The organism is Exiguobacterium sp. s189 (assembly GCF_018617615.1).
Taxonomy (GTDB): domain Bacteria; phylum Bacillota; class Bacilli; order Exiguobacteriales; family Exiguobacteriaceae; genus Exiguobacterium; species Exiguobacterium aestuarii_A.
Genome location: NZ_JACSKM010000006.1, coordinates 157,721 through 178,423, shown reverse-complemented (window position 1 = coordinate 178,423; position 20,703 = coordinate 157,721). Strand labels below are relative to the sequence as shown.

Below are 20,703 nucleotides of genomic sequence, written 5' to 3'. Positions count from 1 at the left end.
GGCTCCCTGCTTGCCCCTAGGAAAGCGAGCCGTGCCCGGCTTGGGCATAAAAAAAGACCGTAGACCTATATTTTGTCTACAGTCTGAAATAATCATATATGATTATTTTAATCAATATTGTTTATATTTGTATAGAATGAGTGTGTAAGATAACAAGAAAAGAGGATTTATATGGAGTGGATCAGTTTATTTGCGGATTGGCTTGTCTCATGTTGCTAGTGAGTATTACTTAAATACTATTGTCATTTGATTCAAAAAAATCATATTAGGAGATGAACATTTTGCTAAAAAAATCTATGCTAGTTTTAATGACATTAGTTATGTCATTTACGTTTATTGCCCCTTCAGCTTCTCAAGCCTCTTCTGCCATTAAAGAAGAGAACAAAAATCAACTAGTCGAAAAAGCAGATGCTTACATATACTTAGATCATAAATCTGAGACATTTAAAGTACAAAAAGAAGCGAAAGACTATTTAACTTCTAAAGAACTTAAGGAAGTTAAAAAAATTCTGGCGAAAACTAATTCTGAAGTTAAAGCTTATAGATCAGATTTAGTCATTGAGGGAGATAAATTTTCTTTAAAGCAAGAAGAGGAAAATAACGAAGGTTTCCAAACGTATGCTATCGATAAGAGTAAAGATTTTGATATTGATTATACATGGTGGGGAATGAGAATTTATTGGTCTCATGATTTCGTTGAAAAATTAAGAGCTAATTTAGTAGTTTACGGTGGTAGTGTGGCAGCACTAAATGCTACGATTGCATACTTCATTAGCCCTCCAGGTTGGGTTACAAGCTTTGTAGCTGCTGTTGCAGGTATTGGAGTAGGAGCGTTTATTAGTAGGGATAAAGGGTGCGGAGTCTATCTAGACTGCTACGTTTATGTACCAACTGCATGGTATTCTGCTTGCTAAATCATATGAGACAGAGGACTCTTTTTTCCAAGTTCCTTTGTCTTATATTAGTTTTTGTATATATAATATAAAGAAAAGTAAGGGAGTGTTTCTATGAAGGGTAAGGCTAATAAACAATTTTATTTTTGGTTAGCGATTGCCATAGCGTGCTTTATCGTTTGGTTTATTATTAGATGACCTCTCATTTATAAAGCAGTACACAAGAATAAATCAGTGGTATATAAAAGGATCCTAAAAATTTATTGAACTGAACCCTGAATGAGCACTTTTTATCAAGTGTCTATCATTCAGGGTTCAGTTCAGGAAAGCGTCATGGGCTTTTTTGTGTTCACTTTTGGGTGTTGCACTTAATTTTATAATTCATCATCAAGAAATAAGTTAAGGGTCTTTCCAACACAATATGGAAAGACCCTTTTTTTATTCGATTCCCTTCTCTTTATCTTCTTTCAATGCGTCTTGAAGTGACTTTTCCCATAGCGGGACTCCCTTCGCGTGCGCCGCACGTGAGATGAGGTGACCCCCGACAGGAGCCGTCAAGAGGACGAAGAAGAGACCGAGCAAGAGTCTTGCATCAAATACCCGTTCATCGACATATACGTGAAGGACGGCCGCAAAGAGGACGAACATGACACCGAGTGTCGCACTCTTTGAGGCAGCGTGTGTTCTCGAATAAATATCTGGGAGACGGATGAGACCGATCGCGGCGACGACCGTGAAGAAGACGCCGATGATCGTGAAGATGCCGGTAATGAGATCAAAGATCATTGTCGCGGTCATGTTGGATAATCTCTCCCCTCTCTAAGAATTTCGAGAACGCCACCGTTCCGATGAAGGCCAAAATACTGAGTAGCAAGATGACTTCAAAATATAGGGTCGTATCGAGCAGAATCGACAGTAACGCGACGACCGAGATGAGCGCGATTCCGATGGAGTCGAGCGCGATGACCCGGTCTGCCGTCGTCGGTCCTTTGACGACGCGATACAACATCATCAACATCGCAAGCAAGAGAATGGCGAGCGAAATGTAGATGAGAATGTCTAGTATATCCATCACTCTGTCGCCTCCTTAATGCTTGATTCAAAGTTATCATAAATGTCTTTTCGTAAGGCATCCTTATCCGGCATGTTGAGTGCGTGGATATAGAGCACGGAATTGTCTTTTGACACCTGAACGACGAGCGTCCCTGGTGTGAGCGTGATCAGCATCGAGAGCAAACTGACTTTCCAGCCTTTGTCGAGAGACGTTTCATATCGGAAGATTCCTGGTTGAATCTTCAGCTTCGGGCTAAGGACGAGACGTAACACCTCGAAGTTCGCGAGGAACAGTTCTCGGATGAAGATGAGGAGCAGTTTGAACAGACGCCAGACGCGTGCAAAGTAAAAACTCCCCCCACCTGATTTGAAGAATCGGCGCATCATGAACAAGATGAGCAATCCGAGTATATACCCGACGAAGAATCCGCTCGTTGTGAACGATCCCGTGAGGAACATCCAGATGAACGCCAAGAAAAAGTTAATCAATAGTTGATAAGCCATCTGTGTTTCACTCCTTTATCACGGCATCGATATAGATTTCTGGATTGACGAGCGGCTCAATTGCTTGCGTGATATACGGATGGATGGCTTCTGCCCCGAATCCGTATGCAACCGCAATGATGAGCAACAAGAAGACCGGTATAATCAAACGTTTCGTATATGGGACGAGTGGTCCATCATACTCACGCTTCGCCTCTCCCCAGAATCCGTTCAAGAAGATCTTCATGACCGAATAGAGGACGAAGAGACTCGACAAGAGGACGAGAAGTGGTCCGAACAGTTCTCCTTCGTCCATCCCACCTGATACGATCAATAACTTCCCGAAGAATCCACTAAGTGGCGGAATCCCTGCAAGCGAGAGCGCTGCGACGAAGAACGTCCATCCGAACAGAGGGAAGCGTGTGATGAGTCCACCCATATCGCGCAATTGACCGGATTTGGTGATCCCAATCATCATCCCGACGAGCATGAAGAGAACTGCCTTGATGATCATATCGTGAATCAAGTAGTAGAGCGACCCTTCAAGGGACGTCTGCGTGTTGACGGAGATCCCGTACAAAATGACACCGACCGCAATCATGATGTTGTAGATGATGATCAGCTTCACATCGTTATAAGCGATGGCCCCTGTCATCCCGATGAAGATCGTGAGGACAGCGAGCACCATGAGGAACGTCTGTAAAAACTCACCGTTCCCGTCAAAGAGTAGCGTATACGTCCGCAAGATCGAGTAGACCCCGACTTTCGTCAAGAGGGCCCCGAACATCGCAAGAATCGGTGTCGGTGCGACCACGTACGCTCCAGGGAGCCAGTAGTGAAGTGGGACGAGCGCCCCTTTCATCCCGAAGACAATGACGAACATCACACCGATGACGGTGATCACGTCCGGGTTATCGACGAGCGGAATCTTCATTGCCAAGTCCGCCAAGTTGAGCGTACCTGTGACGCCATAGAGCAAGGCGACCGACATGACGAAGAGTGCCGAGGCGATGATGTTCACAAGCAAGTATTTGATGGACTCACGTAACTGGACGCCACGTCCACCGAGTACAATCAACACGTATGAAGACATCAAGAAGACCTCGAAAAAGACGAACAAGTTGAAGATATCACCTGTCGTGAAGGCACCGTTCACCCCGACGAGCAAGAAGAGCATCGAGATGTACAAGTAGTTGCCTTCATATGAGTCTGAGAAGTAATGGACGGCGAACCACACGATGAAGAGCGTGAGGAGAGTCGACGTCGTCACGAGTAGGGCTGACAACATATCCGATACGAGTGTGATCCCGAACGGCGCTTGCCAGTTCCCGAGGTTGAGGGTTTGAATCCCCTCCGTGGAGACCGTGTGCACAAGGAAGAGTGACACGATCGCCGTAATAACTAAAGCTCCAAGAGCCATCACACGCTGCAGCTGGACCCGTTTTGGCATGAACATCATGATGATGGCCGCAAGCGCAGGAATGACGATTGGAAAGACCGGTAAGTTAATCATACGATTCTGTTCCTTTCATTTCTTCCATATTGTCCGTGCTGAGCTCCTGATACGTGCGGTAGGCAAGTACGAGGAAGAACGCCGTCACCCCGAAACTGATGACGATTGCCGTCAAGACGAGCGCTTGCGGTAACGGGTCTGTGAATTCAGTCACACCGTCGACGAGGACAGGGGCTGCCCCTGTCTTCAACCCTGCCGTCGTCAAGACGAGAAGGTGTGCCGCGTGACTGAACAAGGCTGTGCCGATGATGATGCGTAACAAACTTCTTGAGAGAACAAGATAGACGGCACACATCGTCAAGACACCGATAATGATGCTAACGAAGATTTCCATTATTCACTCTCTCCAATCGTTTGTATAATCGTCAAGGTGATTCCGATGACTACGAGATAGACCCCTAAGTCGAACGCAATCGCCGTGTGGAGCGTCTGTTCACCGAGAAGTGGTAAGTCAAACTTCCCGTAAGCATGCGTCAAAAACGGACGTCCCAAGAATACCGAGTGAAGACCTGTTAAAAGTGCGATCAATAATCCACTTGCCGTCATAAGACGGTAGTCGATTGGGAGCACGTTCGCAAGTGTCTTCGAATCAAATGCGAGTAGCAACAAGACGAGTGCCGCGGATGTCATCAATCCACCGATGAACCCTCCACCTGGTGAATAATGACCGGCAAAGAACAAATCGATCGAGAAGATGACGATGATGAAGAAAATGATAATCGCGGCCGTCTGCAAAATGACGTCATTGACGCGTTTGCTGTTTTGCTTCATGTGCACCTTCTCCTTTCGTACGTCGTGTTGTTCTAAATTTAATCATCGTGTAGATCCCGAAAGCCGCAATTCCGAGAACGACGATTTCAAACAAAGTATCAAATCCACGGAAGTCGACGAGGACGACGTTGACCATGTTTTTACCTGCTGCAAGCTCATACACGTTCTCTTTGTAATACTCCGAGATCGAGGTGAGCGATTTATTCGTGAGCGCCATGAAGCTGAGAAGCGTCACGGTCGTCCCGACGAGAATGGCCACGATGGCATTCCCGACTTTGAAACGCATCCGTACTTCCTTCTTGCTGATGTCCGGCATGTGATAGAACACGAGCAAGAACAAGGCGACCGAGACCGTCTCGATGACGAGCTGTGTGAGTGCCAAGTCAGGTGCACCGAAGAAGACGAAGAACAGTGCCACGCCGTACCCGACAACCCCGAGTAAGATGATGGACGGTAGACGCGAACGCATAAATAGAATCGCGAGAGCCGCAAGCATGACGACGGCTCCGAGCACATATTCATATGGTGCAATCTCTGCCAAGTTCTCGAACGAGAATCGGTACATGTCGAACCACCAGATGCTAAAGAGCATCATGCCTGAAAGGAAGACGAAAATATAGATCAAGTACGACCGGATGAAGCCAGTCATGTAGTTGTCTTTAAAGCGGTATGCTGCCTTATTCGACCAGACGAGCGTACCATCGTACATCCCGTTGAGCGTCAAACGGTGTGGGATGCGGTTGTAGATCCCCATCCATTTGCCCATTTGCCAGAACAGCAACGAACCGAGGAGAACGACACCGATCGTCATGAACAACTCTGGCGTCAAACCGTGCCAGAAATAGATGTGAACATCGACTTCTTGCCCTTGCGCGACGAGTGTCGGATAGATCGACTCGACGGCCGGTTTGATGAGCGAGTTCGACAAGACGTTCGGGAAGAATCCGAGACCGACAACGAGAAGCGCGAGGATGGCCGGCGAAATCAACATGCCGATCGGCGCCTCATGTGGTTTCTTCGGCAATTGGTCGAACTTCGCCTTGCCCATGAACGTCCGTGTGAACAGCATGATGCTGTAGATGAACGTGAACACACTTCCGACGAACGCGATGACCGGAAGTAAGATTCCAATCGTATCGAGTGCGAAGAAGTCGGCCGAGAAGACTTTCGTCGTCGCCTTCAAGAACATCTCTTTACTCAAGAAACCGTTAAATGGCGGAAGACCGGCCATCGATAATGAACCGATGACGGCAATCGTGAACGTGATCGGCATGACCGTCATCAGACCGCCAAGCTTACGAATGTCACGTGTACCCGTCTCGTGGTCGACGATTCCGGCCATCATGAAGAGCGATCCTTTGAACGTCGCGTGGTTGATCAAATGGAAAATCGCTGCAATCGTCGCGACCATAAAGATGTTGTCATCCATACCGTCATAGTGGAGCGCAGCCGCACCTAGACCGAGGAGTGACATGATCAACCCGAGCTGACTGACTGTCGAGAATGCCAAGATTCCCTTCAAGTCGGTCTGCTTCACGGCGTTGAACGAGCCCCAGAACATCGTGAACATCCCGATTCCGGCAATCGTCCATAGCCAGACCGATGACTCTTGGAACACTGGGCTCATACGGGCCACAAGATAGAGACCCGCCTTGACCATCGTTGCCGAGTGGAGGTACGCACTGACCGGAGTCGGTGCTTCCATCGCGTCAGGTAACCAGATGTGGAACGGGAACTGCGCCGATTTCGTGAACGCCCCGAGCAAGATGAGAATCATCGCGACAAGGAAGAACGGGCTATCGGCGATGACGCCAGAGTTCGCGACCATATCACGAATGCTGTACGAACCAATCATCGACTCGAGTAAGACAATCCCCCCGAGCATCGACAATCCACCGAATACGGTGAGAAGCATCGACTTCTGTGCGCCGTAACGTGAACGCTCTTTCTCATACCAGTAACCAATCAACAGGAATGATGAAATCGATGTGAGTTCCCAGAACATATACATGACAATCATGTTGTCCGAGAGAACGACCCCGAGCATCGCACTCATGAACATCAAGAGATACACGTAGAAATGCCCGAGTGACTCTTTGTCCTTATTCAAATAGTAAATCGAATACAAGACAACGAGTGCGCCGATCCCCGTGATGAGGAGGGCGAACAGTAGACTGAGTCCGTCAACGTATGCCGTGAAGTTAATCCCGAGGGACGGCATCCACGCAATCGTCTCTGTCACGACGTCCCCTGCACTCGTGATCGGAATGAATCCGGCGAAGTAGGTGACGAGCACGACCGGAACGATCAACACGAACCAGCCTGTATGAATTTGCTTCATCCCCCGAAACAAGAACGGGATGAACGGTGCCGCGAGAAGCGGCAACAAAATAGCTAAATGTAACAGCGACAAGAAAATTCCTCCTTCGAACAGAGTCGTACAATAGATTGAGCCGTAAAGTAAGGTCACTTGACTCCATCATGTCTTCCTCATGAGTATAGCGTAAATTTTCAGTCTGTTTCCATGATAAAAGCTTCCAGCTCGAGCGCTCCCTCGTTAAAATTCCGAATCTTTTAAATATGAAGGAAGCCGACGGAAATTCTTCAAAAAAATTTTTGAAATCAGACGATATGTATCGGAATTTTACGTAATTGAGGTTGTGCGGAATAACTCAACCTATTCCCTGCTTGCCTGTCCTTTTCCTTCTTTTCCGGTCTACAAAACAAAAAAGCAGCCGATACAGGTCGGCTGCTACGCAATTATTGTGCTGTTGCGATAAACTCTTTCAATGCTTCTTTTGGTTGGAAGCCCATTGTTTTCGAAACAGGCTCGCCATCTTTGAACATCATGAGTGTCGGGATACTTTGGATTTGGAAAGCACCTGCGACTTCAGGGTTTTCGTCGACGTCGAGTTTCACGATTTGGACTTGGTCACCCATTTCTTGATCGAGTTCTTCGAGAACTGGCGCGATCATGCGACATGGTCCACACCAAGTTGCCCAGAAATCAACGAGGACTACGCCCTCTTTTACATCTTGTTCAAACGATTGAGTCGTTGCGTGTTTAATAGCCATTTGTAAAAACCTCCCCAATAAGATGAGAGAGTCCTGATATAGAACTCTCATGCAATTCATGTTCAGAGTATACCACGGAGGGTAACAACCCCAAAACGTTTTGCTTATTAGCTATTGACGAGGTGCTTGCGGAACTCTTCTGTCAACATTGGAACGACATCGAATAGGTCACCAACGATGCCATAGTCTGCCACGCTGAAGATGTTCGCTTCCGGATCCTTGTTGATCGCGACGATGACCTTCGCGTTACTCATCCCTGCCAAGTGTTGGATTGCTCCAGAGATTCCGCATGCGATGTAAAGGTCTGGTGTGACGACTTTACCCGTTTGTCCGATTTGAAGCGCGTAGTCGCAGTAGTCGGCGTCACATGCTCCACGTGAAGCACCGACCGCTCCTCCGAGAAGTTCAGCCAACTCTTCAAGTGGTTTGAAGCCGTCTTCGCTCTTCACGCCACGTCCGCCTGCGACGATGACTTTCGCTTCCGCCAAGTCGACTTTCCCTGTCGCTTTACGAACGACTTCTTTGACGATCATCGCGAGATCTTTTAATTCAACTGCTGGCGTTTCAACTGAGACGCTTGCACCTGCTTGACGCGCAAGTGCGTCGATGTTGTTCGGACGAATTGTGAAGAACATGACCGAGTCTTTGAACTTCACTTTCTCGAACGCCTTCCCTGAGTAGATTGGGCGAACGAACTCAGCGTCACGACCTGTTCCCTCGATGGAGACGACGTCACTGATGAGTCCGGCATCGAGACGTGCCGCGAGTTTCGGTGCGATGTCTTTCCCGAGAGCCGTGTGACCGAGGACGATCATGTCCGGACTTTCTTGTTCGATCAGCTGACGGAGCACTTGACCGTAGCCGTCTGGCGTATAGTGTTTGAGGCGATCGTCTTCAACGACGAGGACACGGCTTGCGCCATACTCCCCAAGTTCTTGCGCGAGTGATTGCACGTGATCCCCAATCACGACTGCCGTCACATCGTCTGTCAATTGCTTCGCCGCAGCGATGGCTTCGAATGATACGTTACGTAACGCGCCTTCACGCGCTTCTGCGAGTACTAAAGCTTTCATCTATGATCTCCCCCTTAAATGACTTTCGCTTCCGTGCGAAGAAGTTGTACGAGCTCGCTCACTTGTGTCGACATGTCGCCTTCAAGGATACGGCCGGCTTTCTTCTCTTCTGGTAAGAATCGTTCGATCGTCTCGATTTTCGCTTCGATTTCATCTTCATCGAGATCGATGTCCATGAGTTCAAGTTCTTCGAGTGGTTTCTTCTTCGCTTTCATGATCCCTGGCAAGCTCGGGTAACGTGGTTCGTTCAACCCTTGTTGCGCCGTCACGAGAAGTGGGAGTGCAACTTCGATGACTTCCGTATCCCCTTCGACGTCACGTGTGACCGTAGCCGTCGTGCCGTCGATTTCAAGAGCCGTGATTGTCGTCACGTAGTTCATATCGAGAAGTTCTGCGACACGTGGTGCGACTTGTCCGCTACCGCCATCGATTGCAACGTTCCCTGCAAAGATGAGGTCTGCGTCTTGTTCTTTCAAGTATGTGGCGAGCACTTTTGAAATCGTGACGTGGTCCGCATCTTCGACATCGTCCTCGATCGAGATCCGAACAGCTTTGTCCGCTCCCATGGCGAGTGCCGTACGAAGCTCTTTGTCCGCGTCTTCCGGTCCTACCGTGACGACCGTGACCTCTCCCCCGAGTGCGTCACGTTTTTGAATCGCTTCTTCGACCGCATATTCGTCATACGGGTTGATGATGAACTCAGCGCCGTCTTCTTGAATTTCCCCATTCTCGAGCTGAATCGCTTCCTCAGTATCAAACGTACGTTTCAGCAAAACAAAAATATTCATGGTTGATCCCCCTTTAGTCAATTCTTTCCCATCATTCATGAATCAGCATTCATTTTTTGAGCTAGTGATAGGGCTCACTGTTAAGTAAGCCCCTTCTTTAACATATGGTGCACATTCGGAAGCGTCGACATCAAGTCATACTTGAAGCCGCTCGCCATCCAGCTCGTCACAACCTCATCGATTGTGCCGAAAATCATCTGACGGGCGAGTCGATAATCTAGATCCTTGTCGAACTCTCCTGTCTCGATTCCGTGTTTGACGACCGAATCGATCAAATTCAAATATGGTTTGAGCACTTCTCCGATTTTTTGGCGAAGCACCAAGTTCGACTGTCGCAGTTCGATTTGTGTCACGACGGCAAGGTCGTAATCGGCCGACAGTTGTTTTAAATGTGATTCAATCAACTGATACAATTGATCCCCGGCTGTCGTCTCGTTCCCGATTTGTTGTTTCGAGTAGTCGATGAACAGCCCCATCTTCGCTTGGAACAACTCGATCAAGAGATGCTCCTTGTTTTTAAAGTACAAATAGATCGTGCCGTCCGCGACACCTGCCTCTTTGGCGATGGCTGTCACCTTTGCACCGTGATAGCCATGATTGGCAATTACTTTGACCGCCGCATCAATGATTCGGTCACTTTTCGAAATATGATTTGTCATTAACCCCAAGCTCCTTACCGCTGCAGAAAAATGAATGATGGTTCATTCATTTATTATTCTATCATGCATACGCTTGGTGTCAACTGCTTTGTTTCACTTGTTTCGCCTTCTCTTCGTCGACGAGGACACGGCGTAAAATCTTACCGACGAACGTCTTCGGCAACTCGTCACGGAACTCGTACAGCTTCGGCACTTTATAGGCCGCGAGCTTCTCACGACAATGCTTGTCGAGCTCTTCTTCGGTCACGCTTGACCCGTCACGAAGGACGATGAACGCTTTGACCGTCTCACCACGATACGGGTCAGGAACACCGATACAGACCGCTTCTTTGACAGCCGGATGTTCGTAGAGCACTTCTTCGATTTCACGCGGATAGACGTTGAACCCACCGGCGATGATCATATCTTTCTTCCGGTCGACAATATAGAAGAATCCGTCCTCACCCATATAACCGAGGTCACCCGTCGCGAGCCAACCATCTTTCAAGACGGCTGCCGTCTCCTCCGGTTTTTGCCAATAGCCTTTCATGACTTGCGGACCGCTCAGCATGATTTCACCGATTTCCCCGATGTCCGCCTCCGTCTCTCCGTCTGCTTTTACTATTTTAGCAGAAGTATCCGACAGCGGCGCACCGATTGAGCCGACGATTCGCTTATCCCATAAGAAGTTCGCGTGCGTGACCGGCGACGTCTCAGACAATCCATATCCTTCGACGATGCGACCGCCTGTGATCTTCTCGAACTCTTCTTGCACCTCAATCGGAAGCGGTGCCGAACCAGAGATACACGCTTCAATCGATGACAAGTCGTATTTTTTCAGTTTCGGGTCGTTCAAGATCCCGACGTACATCGTCGGAGCGCCCGGGAAGAAGTGCGGCTTTTTCTTCTGAATCGTCTTCAGGACATCCGTCACTTCGAAGCGCGGCACGAGGACGAGCTCATACCCGTTCGTGACACCGAAGTTCAGACAGCACGACATCCCGTAGACGTGGAAGAACGGAACGACACACAAAACGCGCTTCTCGTCCCCGCGATTATACTTATAGAATAAGTTCGTGATTTGGTCCGCGTTCGCCGTCAAGTTGAAGTGGGTCAACATGACGCCTTTCGGAAGTCCCGTCGTCCCGCCTGTATATTGAAGAACCGCGACGTCTTCTTTCGGATCGATGTCGAGCGGCGTGACCGGATTAAAGTCTTTGTAGTCTTTAAACGGCGTCGAGCCGGTCGTGTCGATGACAATATTATTTTCTCGTTTCACTTTGATCGGATACAGCTTGTTTTTCGGGAACGGTAAGTAATCGGCGATACTTGTCGTGATCACGGTTTGGATCTCCGTCTTTTCACTGACGCGAAGCGTTTTCGGATAGAGCAAGTCAAGGGTGATAACAATTTTGACGCCCGCATCCGTGATGAGGTTATCTAGCTCCCGTTCCGTATAGAGCGGGTTCGTCTGGACGACAGTCCCACCTGCATAGAGCACGGCATAGAACGAGATGACGTATTGAGGACAGTTCGGAAGCATGAGGCTGACGCGGTCCCCTTTTTCAAGTCCTTTTGCTTGGAGCATCGTGGCGAGTCGACGTGCGGCATCATCGATCTCCGCGAATGTCCACTCTTTCCCGATAAAGGAGACGGCCGTACGATTCGGATAATCCTTTGCTGCGCGAGACAATGCCTCATAGAGCGGCTTTACCTCGTAATCAATCGACTGGGGCATACCTTCTGGATAATCTTGTAACCACGGTTTGTTCATCGCTGTTCCTCCTTGGAAATGAATACTCATTCAGTTAACTCCATTATAATGCTAAGAAAACGCTTTCATCTACCCTTTACCCGATAATTTTCAGAAAATATCAAAAAAGCGATTGGATTTGTCATCCAATCGCTGTCATACCCGCCTAAAATAGGAATTGTTCGAATCCAGCTGTTCAAGCTTCTGATTCATCAGTTGATGCAACTCATTCTCGTGACGGATGTTCGAGAAATCCGTTCCGAACCATGCTTCCATCTCTGGCCGAGAGAAGGCATACGTCCGGTTCGGGAAAGCGAAGCGGACGATCTCCGCATTCGGAATGAGCGTGAAGTAAGTAGCCGCATTCCGAATCGCAAGACGCTCTTGCTCCGCTCGCTCCATTTTTGGATCTTCATAACGGACGGTCAACCCATAAGGACGCTTCTTCGTCTGCAACTCGACCGATTGATAACATTCGTGTAGCGGCAAGCTCCCGGTAATCCCAACGACGGCGGCATTATCCCCGACTTTCGAACCTTTGTATTCAAAGGCGTTCGGTTTCGGATTCGTGCAACCTGCCAGTGAGATGGCGAGTACGAACAACAGACAGAAGCGTTTCACAGGTGTCCCTCCTTACGATTTGAGTTTCAAGTTGAAGCGGTAGAGCAAGCGTTTGGCGAGTAAGTGCGCCAAAAAGGCACCGATTACAAAACCAAGCACATACAAGATCATGTTTTGCGGGTACGAGATGACCGAGAACAATACGCCACCTAACATCGCGAAGCAAATGACGATGACGATATGGATGAGCCACAACCAGCTCGAGAACATGAAGAATCGTCCATTGTTCTCTTGTGGTGCTTCCTTGAACATCCACAACCCAAGACCGAATGTGAGCACGATGTTCGCAATCGCAAGGATTGGGGCATACGTGATAAAGTCATTCCACACCGATTGATCGGTATACACTGAATACATATCGACATTGAAAATATTGTTTAGCGGTGACAAAATTCGCATCGGGATACTCTCGAACGCTTCATCAACGAACGAGAAGAGTCGATCTGGGAAAAACGCATAGAGTGAACCTTGGACGAGGAGTAAAATCCCCATCGGAAAGACGAGCGCGACAAACGTCCAGATGACTTGTGAGATGGACTCTCCCCCAAACGAACCCATCCATAACGAGAGCGAGAAGAATGAAATTCCGGATAGCATCAAAAATAGAATCATCGCGATCACCTTGAACTCTTTTCCTTCCATCAAGAAAGAGTAATCGGAGAAGCGGATGATGAGGAACATCAATGTGCCGCCAATCAAGGTCGATGTTACAATTCCTGTCGCACCGAGCACCCATTTCGATATGTATAGCTGGGTACGCGTGTACGGTAACGACATTGTGAAATCTGACATTTGGCTATTGCGTTCACTCCCGATCAACACGGACGCCATGAGGGCACCGAAGATGACAAACAAGAAAATGACACCGCCTGACGGTATGAGTCCGTTCAGACCTCCGAGGTATCCGTATCCAGATCCATCCCCGAAGAAGTCTTCCGGCACCATCTCGTTCACATCACCTGTCACGATATCTGGGAAGTCGCTCGGGTTTTGTTTAATTTCAAGAATCTGTTGTTCGTACGCATACATATCCGTCCACACCGGCACCGTGAAGGCAACAATCCCTAAGAAGACGAGCAAGATCCAAAGCAGCGACACTTGTTTCCAATCTTTCTTCAACAACACTTTAGACGGCATGGGCTTCTCCTCCTAACTGGATACGGAACACGTCTTCGAGAGACATCGGGATCTCTTCGATGAGCATCGGATTGTATGAATCGATGAACGTCTCGAGCTCGTCCGTTCGTTCTTTCGCCATGAATAGCACGACACGTCCTGTCACACTAATGATTTCGATATCTTTTCGTTCGAGCAACTCGACCGGGACATGATCGTTGAAGACGACTTGCCACTTGATGCTGAGGGCACGTGCCTCTTCGAGCGACATGATTGCTTTGACGCGTCCGCTCTCGATCATGATGATACGGTCGGCGATTCGTTCGAGTTCGTGCAACTGATGGCTCGAGACGATGATTGAGCAGTTTCGTTTCTCGACCTGGGCGATCATCAGTTTCAACACGTCTGACTTGGCGACGACGTCTAGACCGTCCGTCGGTTCATCGAGCAGATAGTATTTCGCTTGGACGGCGAAAGCGAGTGATAACGTGACGAGCGCTTTCTGTCCTTTTGAAAGCTGGCGAATCTTTTTGTTGTCGATGTTGTAACGCGTCAATGTTTCACGGAAGGCGGAACGATTGAACGATGGGTAGATCGATTCGTACAGGTCCGTCGCTTCGTTTACCGTATAATGTTTGAGCGCATCTGCCGAATCCGGTACGAAGATGACGTCCCGCTTCAATCCTGCGTCTTTAAAGATACTTTTCGTTCCATATAACACGTCTCCCTGGTCGGGGCGGATGATTCCGACCATTGTCCGGAGAAGTGTCGTCTTGCCGGCACCGTTACGCCCGACGAGCGCAACGATTTCTCCTGATTCGACGGTAAAGTCAATTCCGTCCAAAATCGTCTGGCGGTCGATTTGTTTACTCAGTTGCTCAACTTTCAGCATTGGCTTCCCCTACTTTCTCATATTCGGTCCGCAATACGTCGATGGCTTCTTCTAATGGCACATTCGCATAATGGCAATCAATCGCAATCTTCTTGATCGATGCGATGACCGGTTCTCTTGATGCATCGTCGTCTACCCAGTCTTCGGAGACGAACGTCCCGCGCCCGCGCCGCATCTCGAGGAGACCGAGTCTCTCCAACTCCTGATACGCCTTACTAACCGTATTCGGATTGATGACGAGGTCGGTAGCGAGTTCGCGTACAGACATCACCTTGTCTCCCGGACGCAAGATGCCGCGGATGACGAGCTCTTTCGTTTGATTGACGATTTGTTCGTAAAGCGGTTCTGAACTCTTCATATCGATTTTGTATAACATGGGTCACACCCTCTCATAGTCAATGTCACTCTTTAAGTGTATTATATGTATTAGTACACGTAATTGCAATAGTATCTTGAGGGCACTTTCAGTTTACAGGGAAATGGAAATGATTTGAATAAGACTTTGGACCGAGGTTTCTCCTCGACATATGAGGTACATTGGGAAAGAGGTGACGAATGGATGAAAAAACGAATCGTGGCAGGCGTTGTCGGCGGTCTTCTCGCTGGTGGAATCTTCGTTTATACGACGATTGAAAAATCCGAGGCCCGAGATGCATATAGTACTTATGTAAAAGAAACGTATCAGGAACAACCCGACATCGAACTGTCATGGGATTGGAAGATGGGCGGTTATGTCGGGGAAGTGACATTGGCGAACGAACCGTTCGCCGGCACTTATTTTCTTGAGACGTATGGTGACGGCTCCATCCATGACAACGTGCTCGAGACGTATTGGGAACTTGAGGCGGAACGAACGATTCACGAGCGGCTCGTATCGGAAGGATTCTTAAAAGAAGAAGAGACCGTCCGTGCGGAGGTGCCGATTGGTGTGTCCGATGAAACACAAGCGAACGTCAGCCCGACCCCGACGTCTATCTATGAAACGAATCCGGAAACGTATCTCAACGTCTCGATCATGTTTCATGAAGACTGGAACAACACGGACGAACAGAAACAGCGCATTCTCAACGTCATCCGCGAAATCGAGTCTGACGTCTACTCGATCCACTTCTCGTTCGACGGGAAGCCGGGTGGCAATGACGACTATACGGAACGGTACATGATGTTCACGCGCGAAGCGTCTGATATCGACCCTTCATTCCTCGACGTGCGGACGATTGAGGATTTGAACGCCTACGACCGTCTGTACGGATTCGACGAGACGACGTTCATGACAGAATATCATTTTGATGGCACTCCGATCGAAGACGAGACGACACGATAATTTCGGTGTCGTCTTTTTTTTTTGAGCGTTTGACTTTACACGTAATCCGAAACGTTGTATCGTTTGACAAGTCAACGATTGATAAGTCAATTGAGAAAGGTGGGACGCAATGGACCTACGTGAAATCAGCCGATTACTTTACCAAATCAAGTTGGCGGAACAAAACGTCGCATCGTCGTTCGAACGGGAAACGGGCTTCAGCCTGACCCGCTACGAGATGCTACAAGTCGTCAAAGAACGAGGCGTTTGTTCGCAACGCGTGATTAAAGAAGAGATGAAAATCGACAATGCCGCCATCACCCGACATTTAAAGATCCTCGAAGAAAAAGGGTATGTCGTCAGAGAGCGGAACGCGGAGAACCATCGCGAGATGTTCGTCCGTGTGACAGAGAAAGCAGAGCAAGACCTAAGGGATTGCGAGCGAGACGAACAAGCCAACCACCTCGTCTTACAAGCCTTGTCCGCTGAAGAGATTCAACACTTATCCGGACTGCTTCAAAAATTGAACAGTCACACCTAAACAGAGAAAGAAGGAATTCACCAATGGCAACTACATTCGAAAACAATACATTTAAAGACGTCATGTTCGGTCGTAAATCAATCCGTGTCTATGACGAGAACGTGAAAATCTCACAAGAAGAGATGCTCGAGATGATTCAGGAAGCAACGACTGCCCCATCATCGGTCAACATGCAGCCATGGCGCTTCGTCGTCGTCGAAAGCCCAGAAGCGAAAGAGACGCTCAAGCCGCTCATCAAGTTCAACACACGTCAAAACGATTCGTCTGCAGCAATGCTCCTCATCTTCGGAGACATGGAGTGCTACGAGTACGGCGAACAAATCTACGATCAAGCGGTCGCAGAAGGCAAAATGCCACAAGAAGTTCGTGACCAACAGCTCGGCGCAATCATCCCTTACTACAAAAACCTCTCGAAACAAGAGATGAACGACATCGTGAAGATCGATGCGAGTCTCGCTGCGATGCAATTCATGCTCACAGCCCGTGCTCACGGCTATGACACGAACCCAATCGGTGGTTTCGAGAAAGACCAACTCGCTGAAGCGTTCGGTCTCGACAAAGACCGTTATGTACCGGTCATGATCTTGTCTGTCGGGAAAGCGGCAGAAGAAGGTTACGAATCAGTTCGTCTTGACGCTCAAACGGTCACATCGTTCAAATAATTCACCACACAATCGGAGGAATCAACCATGATCTTAGTCAACGCCACATTCGATATCCAAGCTTCACAACGCGAGAACTTCTTGCGTGACATCCAAGTCTTAATCGACTCATCAAAACAAGAAGCGGGCTGCGTCGGATATGACCTATACGAGTCAACGTCTGTCGAGAACCGTTTCGTCATGATCGAGAACTGGGAAGACCAAGCCGCTCTCGAGCAGCACAACCAAAACCCGGTCCTCATCAACTTCGCACAAAACGTGGCAAACTACGTGTCTGCGAAACCTGTCGTGCAAGTAGCAGCGGTCAACTAATATGTCGACGCTCACCATTGTGCTCGGGACGCTCGTCGCCATCGAATTCTTCTATATCTTCTATTTAGAAACGATTGCGACAGCCTCTTCCTCGACGTCACGTGTCTTCCGCATGTCGAAAGACGAACTGACGAGAGACTCGGTATCGGTTTTGTTCAAAAATCAAGGCGTGTATAACGGATTGATTGGGGTCGGGCTCTTGTACGGGCTATACGTCTCCCCCAATCCGGTCGAGATTGTCACGATGATTCTGACCTATATCATTCTCGTTGCCCTATATGGCAGTATCACGAGTGACAAGAAGATTATCCTGACACAAGGTGGGCTTGCTATCTTGACGTTGATCTCGATGGTGATGTGATGACAGAAAAAGCGTTCGACCTGGTGAAAAGGTCGGACGCTTTTTTGCTTGTATCTACTATACTAAATAATGAGGTGATGATTTTGAGATACACATGCCCATGTTGTGGCTACCAGACGTTAGAAGAACCGCCGCGCACATACGATATTTGTCGAATTTGTTTTTAGGAAGATGACGGGGTTCAATTCGACGATCCCGATTATGAAGGCGGAGCGAATACGGTGTCTCTTCGACAGGCTCAACAAAATTATATTCAATTCGGTGCGAGTGAACGACTTTTTTCTGACTCTGTCAGAAAACCACATGAATGTGATAAAAAAATCCGGACTGGAGACCGTTCCCCAACAAGCTGACATAATGGTAGGTCACCCGTATAAGAGATAACCTTAATCATTCAGCTCATTGAACCTGCCTCCACAACGCTTCATCGACGACAAAGAACGATTCATGGGAACATACCGCAAGCACGCACGTCTCCCCCTTATAAAACATCAAGTCTTCTGGAAGTTCTGGATTGAGCCAACTGAACAATGAGCCACCATGCTCTTTTAGGAACTGTGCTGTCCGATAATTCATATGGAACGAATATAAATACGCCGTATCCCCAGATAGTCTTGTCGTCTCCCATTCACTTACGATGGTTCGTTCCATCAAATCCCAACGAATCTCTTCCGTCAGTACATCCATATACGCCAGGCGCTCTTCTTCGATCTCCATTCGGCGCCTGTCTTCCACGAACGCAAAGTGAGTGCAGTGTTCAAGCAAAGTATCGATGAGCGCCTCATAGCGCTTCTCCTTTATATCCTGAGTGATCATCAGCATGCTTCCAGTCTCCTAAGGCGAAGAAACAAAGATACCCGTCTCTTCCGTAATCTCGAATGAATCTTGATTCCATCTCACTTCAATCTTCCCGACTCGTTCTGGTTCTTCGACACTTCGGTATAATCGCCTGACCTCCATGTCGAAAGTGAACAAGCCACTGGACTGTTTCATATACCCTTCTTCATTCACATATGTATTTGTCTGATCACCAATCAGCGTAAATGAGTCACAGCTCTCATCTTCACATTGTACCGAATACGTTTCCTCGAACCAGCTCACAAAGTCATCCATATCTGGGCTAGTCGTATATATCGGTGTCAACCATGCCCAAGCTAAAATCAACACAATAAAACCGAAGAACAACCATTTTTTCATATACTCTCCCCCGCTTTCACTATCCAAAGTCTACCATATCCAAATCATCAAATAAAAAAACCGCCCTGACCGAAGTCGGAGCGGAATCGTATTATAAAACGAAAATCGCTGCAGATACACCGACGACACCGACGAGCGCCATCGCATATACCGGCACACGTGGCATTTCGCCATTGTTATCGAGTGCTTTCCCGAACATGTAGAAGACGATCGGGTGCACGAGGAACGGCATCGAGAAGATGAGCGGGATGAGAAGCGATGCTTCCGTCCCGAACATACCGCCTTGGACCGCTGCGAACAAGCCGAAGTGCGAGATTGCTGACGATTGTGCCATCGTCGTGTAATCAAATGCAATCGTGCTGAACGTCAAGATGACGAGACCACCGAAGACAGCCATCATCTGCCATCCGAACGAGAACTGCATGAGTGCTTTTACTTCTTTGAAGTCTTCTCCGTTCGCTGCACGTAAGTTTTTCAACGCGAGCGCCGTGAGAGCAAGACCGATCAAGACGATGATGGCTGTAGGCCAAATCCAGAGCGCGCCGTTATCGGCACTGACTGCGAGGATTGAGAAGACGAAGATGTGTCCGAAGAACGGGATGTTGATCATGATTGGCGCACGTTTTGCCGCCACTTGACCGAAGTCCCCAGCCGTACACGCACCTGTGAGACCACTGTGTGAAAGTGATCCCGCCATACCTGGCGCGAGGTTACGGATGTGACCCGTACGTGCGAACCACATGATGAGTGCGATTCCACCGAACATCCAGAACAACTGACCGAAGAAGCCGTACACGAGAATGGAGTTCATGCCTTCGATGGCGAATGCGTCACCGATTCGTGAACCACCAACCATGAAGTTGGCAGCCAAGACGACCGGAATCCCTGCGAATAGAAGCGCGCGGACAGTCGGTCCATACGTCCAGTTATGGAAGATGGCACCGAGTGCTGACGAGATCAACATTGCGAAGAAGATTTGCGGAAGTGCGATAATCGGCTGAACTGCTGTCGCAATCAAGAACGAGACGAACAAGATAACAAGCAAGAGGACTGTCTCGATGACACCTTTTTGCATGTATACTTTCTTGTCCTGAATCTGTGCTTTATGGTCGATGAGTAAGAACGACACAGCGAGACCGAGAAGTGCGAGGATTGGGTAGTAAAGCGCAATCCCTTCTGCCGTACCTGGCTCGATTGCCATACGGAAGAATCCTTCCAAACCGACGAGCAAGAAGAACGAACGAAGGATGAAGATGAACTGCGTACGTCCTGTTCCGAGGAACATCTCCTCTTTTGCAGGAACGACGATGTCTTCCATGTCGAGCTCTTGTTTGCTTAAGATCTTACGAAGTTCCTGTCCACCGACGAAGAACGAAACGACTAACGCGATGATCGTCGTCCGTGACAAGAAGTCGACGAGCGGGAATTCAGGAAGACCCGGTGTCGCGATACCGAGCTCGACCATACCGAATCCGAGACCGAGACCGAAGATGACGATGACGAGGATCGGCGAGAAGCGCGTCCCAGCCACGACCATACGAGATAAAATGACCATCGGGATGATGAAGGCCATAAGCAACCAGAATTGGTTGATGAGTTGCATTTGAGATAATTGCTGTACAAGTTCCATTGACTAACCCCTAACATAATTTTTAGCA

The 20,703-nt window shown here is 48.5% G+C and carries 25 protein-coding genes and 1 pseudogene; 7 read left to right on the top strand and 19 right to left on the bottom strand.

Annotated features, from left to right (window positions below):
- The first annotated feature begins 281 nt into the window (after positions 1-281).
- On the top strand, positions 282-914 hold the full coding sequence (locus tag KNO99_RS09710) for a hypothetical protein (protein WP_214747909.1): 633 nt from the start codon (positions 282-284) through the stop codon (positions 912-914).
- 417 nt (positions 915-1,331) lie between these two features.
- Here the strand turns inward: KNO99_RS09710 and mnhG are convergent, their stop codons facing one another.
- From mnhG to KNO99_RS09630, 16 genes are all read right to left on the bottom strand, one after another.
- Positions 1,332-1,691 carry a monovalent cation/H(+) antiporter subunit G gene (mnhG, locus tag KNO99_RS09705; RefSeq protein WP_214700616.1) on the bottom strand — a complete coding sequence of 120 codons (360 nt, stop codon included), beginning with the start codon at positions 1,689-1,691 and terminating at the stop codon, positions 1,332-1,334.
- Positions 1,669-1,965 carry a Na(+)/H(+) antiporter subunit F1 gene (locus tag KNO99_RS09700; RefSeq protein ID WP_214747906.1) on the bottom strand — a complete coding sequence of 99 codons (297 nt, stop codon included), beginning with the start codon at positions 1,963-1,965 and terminating at the stop codon, positions 1,669-1,671. Before KNO99_RS09700 ends, mnhG begins: the two co-directional genes overlap by 23 nt.
- The gene (locus tag KNO99_RS09695; protein WP_214747903.1) at positions 1,965-2,450 is read right to left on the bottom strand and encodes a Na+/H+ antiporter subunit E; all 486 of its coding nucleotides are present in this window, start codon (positions 2,448-2,450) and stop codon (positions 1,965-1,967) included. The genes KNO99_RS09700 and KNO99_RS09695 overlap by 1 nt, the downstream gene beginning before the upstream one ends.
- A 7-nt stretch (positions 2,451-2,457) precedes the next feature.
- Positions 2,458-3,942 carry a Na+/H+ antiporter subunit D gene (locus KNO99_RS09690; protein WP_214747900.1) on the bottom strand — a complete coding sequence of 495 codons (1,485 nt, stop codon included), beginning with the start codon at positions 3,940-3,942 and terminating at the stop codon, positions 2,458-2,460.
- Positions 3,935-4,276: a Na(+)/H(+) antiporter subunit C gene (locus tag KNO99_RS09685; RefSeq protein ID WP_015881093.1), complete on the bottom strand. Its 342-nt coding sequence runs from the start codon at positions 4,274-4,276 to the stop codon at positions 3,935-3,937. The genes KNO99_RS09690 and KNO99_RS09685 overlap by 8 nt, the downstream gene beginning before the upstream one ends.
- Positions 4,276-4,713: a Na(+)/H(+) antiporter subunit B gene (locus KNO99_RS09680; protein ID WP_214747897.1), complete on the bottom strand. Its 438-nt coding sequence runs from the start codon at positions 4,711-4,713 to the stop codon at positions 4,276-4,278. The genes KNO99_RS09685 and KNO99_RS09680 overlap by 1 nt, the downstream gene beginning before the upstream one ends.
- Positions 4,685-7,126 carry a Na+/H+ antiporter subunit A gene (locus KNO99_RS09675; RefSeq protein WP_214747895.1) on the bottom strand — a complete coding sequence of 814 codons (2,442 nt, stop codon included), beginning with the start codon at positions 7,124-7,126 and terminating at the stop codon, positions 4,685-4,687. The genes KNO99_RS09680 and KNO99_RS09675 overlap by 29 nt, the downstream gene beginning before the upstream one ends.
- A 347-nt stretch (positions 7,127-7,473) precedes the next feature.
- On the bottom strand, positions 7,474-7,788 hold the full coding sequence (gene trxA, locus KNO99_RS09670) for a thioredoxin (RefSeq protein ID WP_015881090.1): 315 nt from the start codon (positions 7,786-7,788) through the stop codon (positions 7,474-7,476).
- Between the two features lie 107 nt (positions 7,789-7,895).
- On the bottom strand, positions 7,896-8,861 hold the full coding sequence (locus KNO99_RS09665) for an electron transfer flavoprotein subunit alpha/FixB family protein (RefSeq protein WP_214695236.1): 966 nt from the start codon (positions 8,859-8,861) through the stop codon (positions 7,896-7,898).
- Positions 8,862-8,875: 14 nt separating this feature from the next.
- Positions 8,876-9,649, bottom strand: a complete 774-nt coding sequence (locus tag KNO99_RS09660) for an electron transfer flavoprotein subunit beta/FixA family protein (RefSeq protein ID WP_031421365.1) — start codon at positions 9,647-9,649, stop codon at positions 8,876-8,878.
- An 80-nt stretch (positions 9,650-9,729) separates the two neighbouring features.
- On the bottom strand, positions 9,730-10,308 hold the full coding sequence (locus KNO99_RS09655) for a fatty acid metabolism transcriptional regulator FadR (protein WP_214695232.1): 579 nt from the start codon (positions 10,306-10,308) through the stop codon (positions 9,730-9,732).
- A gap of 79 nt (positions 10,309-10,387) precedes the next feature.
- The gene (locus tag KNO99_RS09650) at positions 10,388-12,061 is read right to left on the bottom strand and encodes an AMP-binding protein (protein WP_214695230.1); all 1,674 of its coding nucleotides are present in this window, start codon (positions 12,059-12,061) and stop codon (positions 10,388-10,390) included.
- Between the two features lie 135 nt (positions 12,062-12,196).
- A complete protein-coding gene (locus tag KNO99_RS09645; protein ID WP_214747892.1) occupies positions 12,197-12,661 on the bottom strand; it encodes a DUF4825 domain-containing protein in 465 nt (154 codons plus the stop codon).
- Positions 12,662-12,673: 12 nt separating this feature from the next.
- Entirely contained in the window at positions 12,674-13,798 is a 1,125-nt protein-coding gene (locus KNO99_RS09640; protein ID WP_214747889.1) for an ABC transporter permease subunit, read from the bottom strand.
- Positions 13,788-14,669 carry an ABC transporter ATP-binding protein gene (locus KNO99_RS09635; protein WP_214747886.1) on the bottom strand — a complete coding sequence of 294 codons (882 nt, stop codon included), beginning with the start codon at positions 14,667-14,669 and terminating at the stop codon, positions 13,788-13,790. Before KNO99_RS09635 ends, KNO99_RS09640 begins: the two co-directional genes overlap by 11 nt.
- Complete coding sequence (locus KNO99_RS09630) at positions 14,656-15,045, bottom strand: GntR family transcriptional regulator (RefSeq protein WP_074032742.1); 390 nt, start codon at positions 15,043-15,045, stop codon at positions 14,656-14,658. Before KNO99_RS09630 ends, KNO99_RS09635 begins: the two co-directional genes overlap by 14 nt.
- A 183-nt stretch (positions 15,046-15,228) precedes the next feature.
- On the opposite strand from KNO99_RS09630, the gene KNO99_RS09625 reads away from it, so the two are divergent.
- From KNO99_RS09625 to KNO99_RS09600, 6 genes and pseudogenes are all read left to right on the top strand, one after another.
- The gene (locus KNO99_RS09625; RefSeq protein ID WP_214747883.1) at positions 15,229-15,993 is read left to right on the top strand and encodes a hypothetical protein; all 765 of its coding nucleotides are present in this window, start codon (positions 15,229-15,231) and stop codon (positions 15,991-15,993) included.
- Positions 15,994-16,102: 109 nt separating this feature from the next.
- On the top strand, positions 16,103-16,513 hold the full coding sequence (locus tag KNO99_RS09620) for a MarR family winged helix-turn-helix transcriptional regulator (protein ID WP_214747880.1): 411 nt from the start codon (positions 16,103-16,105) through the stop codon (positions 16,511-16,513).
- A 23-nt stretch (positions 16,514-16,536) separates the two neighbouring features.
- Positions 16,537-17,175 (top strand): nitroreductase family protein, encoded by a 639-nt coding sequence (locus KNO99_RS09615; RefSeq protein WP_214747877.1) that lies wholly within the window; start codon positions 16,537-16,539, stop codon positions 17,173-17,175.
- Between the two features lie 27 nt (positions 17,176-17,202).
- Positions 17,203-17,487 (top strand): putative quinol monooxygenase, encoded by a 285-nt coding sequence (locus KNO99_RS09610; protein WP_026826548.1) that lies wholly within the window; start codon positions 17,203-17,205, stop codon positions 17,485-17,487.
- A 1-nt stretch (position 17,488) separates the two neighbouring features.
- Positions 17,489-17,848 (top strand): DUF1304 domain-containing protein, encoded by a 360-nt coding sequence (locus tag KNO99_RS09605; protein ID WP_214747874.1) that lies wholly within the window; start codon positions 17,489-17,491, stop codon positions 17,846-17,848.
- An 83-nt stretch (positions 17,849-17,931) separates the two neighbouring features.
- A pseudogene (locus KNO99_RS09600) lies at positions 17,932-18,201 on the top strand (CPCC family cysteine-rich protein).
- A gap of 46 nt (positions 18,202-18,247) precedes the next feature.
- Here KNO99_RS09600 and KNO99_RS09595 read toward each other — a convergent pair.
- The 3 genes from KNO99_RS09595 to KNO99_RS09585 all read right to left on the bottom strand — a co-directional run bounded on the left by KNO99_RS09595 (position 18,248) and on the right by KNO99_RS09585 (position 20,675).
- Positions 18,248-18,670 carry a stage III sporulation protein AH gene (locus KNO99_RS09595; RefSeq protein ID WP_251131018.1) on the bottom strand — a complete coding sequence of 141 codons (423 nt, stop codon included), beginning with the start codon at positions 18,668-18,670 and terminating at the stop codon, positions 18,248-18,250.
- 12 nt (positions 18,671-18,682) lie between these two features.
- Positions 18,683-19,045, bottom strand: a complete 363-nt coding sequence (locus tag KNO99_RS09590) for a hypothetical protein (protein ID WP_214747871.1) — start codon at positions 19,043-19,045, stop codon at positions 18,683-18,685.
- Positions 19,046-19,136: 91 nt separating this feature from the next.
- The gene (locus KNO99_RS09585) at positions 19,137-20,675 is read right to left on the bottom strand and encodes a hypothetical protein (protein WP_214747869.1); all 1,539 of its coding nucleotides are present in this window, start codon (positions 20,673-20,675) and stop codon (positions 19,137-19,139) included.
- Between the last annotated feature and the right edge of the window lie 28 nt (positions 20,676-20,703).

What these genes read in the sequence shown, in the direction of transcription:
- KNO99_RS09655 (WP_214695232.1), bottom strand. Translation starts at nt 10,308, where the DNA reads ATGACAAATCATATTTCGAAAAGTGACCGAATCATTGATGCGGCGGTC.
- KNO99_RS09620 (WP_214747880.1), top strand. Translation starts at nt 16,103, where the DNA reads ATGGACCTACGTGAAATCAGCCGATTACTTTACCAAATCAAGTTGGCG.
- KNO99_RS09615 (WP_214747877.1), top strand. Translation starts at nt 16,537, where the DNA reads ATGGCAACTACATTCGAAAACAATACATTTAAAGACGTCATGTTCGGT.
- KNO99_RS09595 (WP_251131018.1), bottom strand. Translation starts at nt 18,670, where the DNA reads ATGCTGATGATCACTCAGGATATAAAGGAGAAGCGCTATGAGGCGCTC.
- KNO99_RS09590 (WP_214747871.1), bottom strand. Translation starts at nt 19,045, where the DNA reads ATGAAAAAATGGTTGTTCTTCGGTTTTATTGTGTTGATTTTAGCTTGG.
- KNO99_RS09700 (WP_214747906.1), bottom strand. Translation starts at nt 1,965, where the DNA reads ATGGATATACTAGACATTCTCATCTACATTTCGCTCGCCATTCTCTTG.
- KNO99_RS09585 (WP_214747869.1), bottom strand. Translation starts at nt 20,675, where the DNA reads ATGGAACTTGTACAGCAATTATCTCAAATGCAACTCATCAACCAATTC.
- KNO99_RS09660 (WP_031421365.1), bottom strand. Translation starts at nt 9,649, where the DNA reads ATGAATATTTTTGTTTTGCTGAAACGTACGTTTGATACTGAGGAAGCG.
- KNO99_RS09680 (WP_214747897.1), bottom strand. Translation starts at nt 4,713, where the DNA reads ATGAAGCAAAACAGCAAACGCGTCAATGACGTCATTTTGCAGACGGCC.
- KNO99_RS09690 (WP_214747900.1), bottom strand. Translation starts at nt 3,942, where the DNA reads ATGATTAACTTACCGGTCTTTCCAATCGTCATTCCTGCGCTTGCGGCC.
- KNO99_RS09610 (WP_026826548.1), top strand. Translation starts at nt 17,203, where the DNA reads ATGATCTTAGTCAACGCCACATTCGATATCCAAGCTTCACAACGCGAG.
- KNO99_RS09625 (WP_214747883.1), top strand. Translation starts at nt 15,229, where the DNA reads ATGAAAAAACGAATCGTGGCAGGCGTTGTCGGCGGTCTTCTCGCTGGT.
- KNO99_RS09650 (WP_214695230.1), bottom strand. Translation starts at nt 12,061, where the DNA reads ATGAACAAACCGTGGTTACAAGATTATCCAGAAGGTATGCCCCAGTCG.
- KNO99_RS09635 (WP_214747886.1), bottom strand. Translation starts at nt 14,669, where the DNA reads ATGCTGAAAGTTGAGCAACTGAGTAAACAAATCGACCGCCAGACGATT.
- KNO99_RS09695 (WP_214747903.1), bottom strand. Translation starts at nt 2,450, where the DNA reads ATGGCTTATCAACTATTGATTAACTTTTTCTTGGCGTTCATCTGGATG.
- KNO99_RS09605 (WP_214747874.1), top strand. Translation starts at nt 17,489, where the DNA reads ATGTCGACGCTCACCATTGTGCTCGGGACGCTCGTCGCCATCGAATTC.
- KNO99_RS09685 (WP_015881093.1), bottom strand. Translation starts at nt 4,276, where the DNA reads ATGGAAATCTTCGTTAGCATCATTATCGGTGTCTTGACGATGTGTGCC.
- KNO99_RS09640 (WP_214747889.1), bottom strand. Translation starts at nt 13,798, where the DNA reads ATGCCGTCTAAAGTGTTGTTGAAGAAAGATTGGAAACAAGTGTCGCTG.
- KNO99_RS09630 (WP_074032742.1), bottom strand. Translation starts at nt 15,045, where the DNA reads ATGTTATACAAAATCGATATGAAGAGTTCAGAACCGCTTTACGAACAA.
- KNO99_RS09665 (WP_214695236.1), bottom strand. Translation starts at nt 8,861, where the DNA reads ATGAAAGCTTTAGTACTCGCAGAAGCGCGTGAAGGCGCGTTACGTAAC.
- trxA (WP_015881090.1), bottom strand. Translation starts at nt 7,788, where the DNA reads ATGGCTATTAAACACGCAACGACTCAATCGTTTGAACAAGATGTAAAA.
- mnhG (WP_214700616.1), bottom strand. Translation starts at nt 1,691, where the DNA reads ATGACCGCGACAATGATCTTTGATCTCATTACCGGCATCTTCACGATC.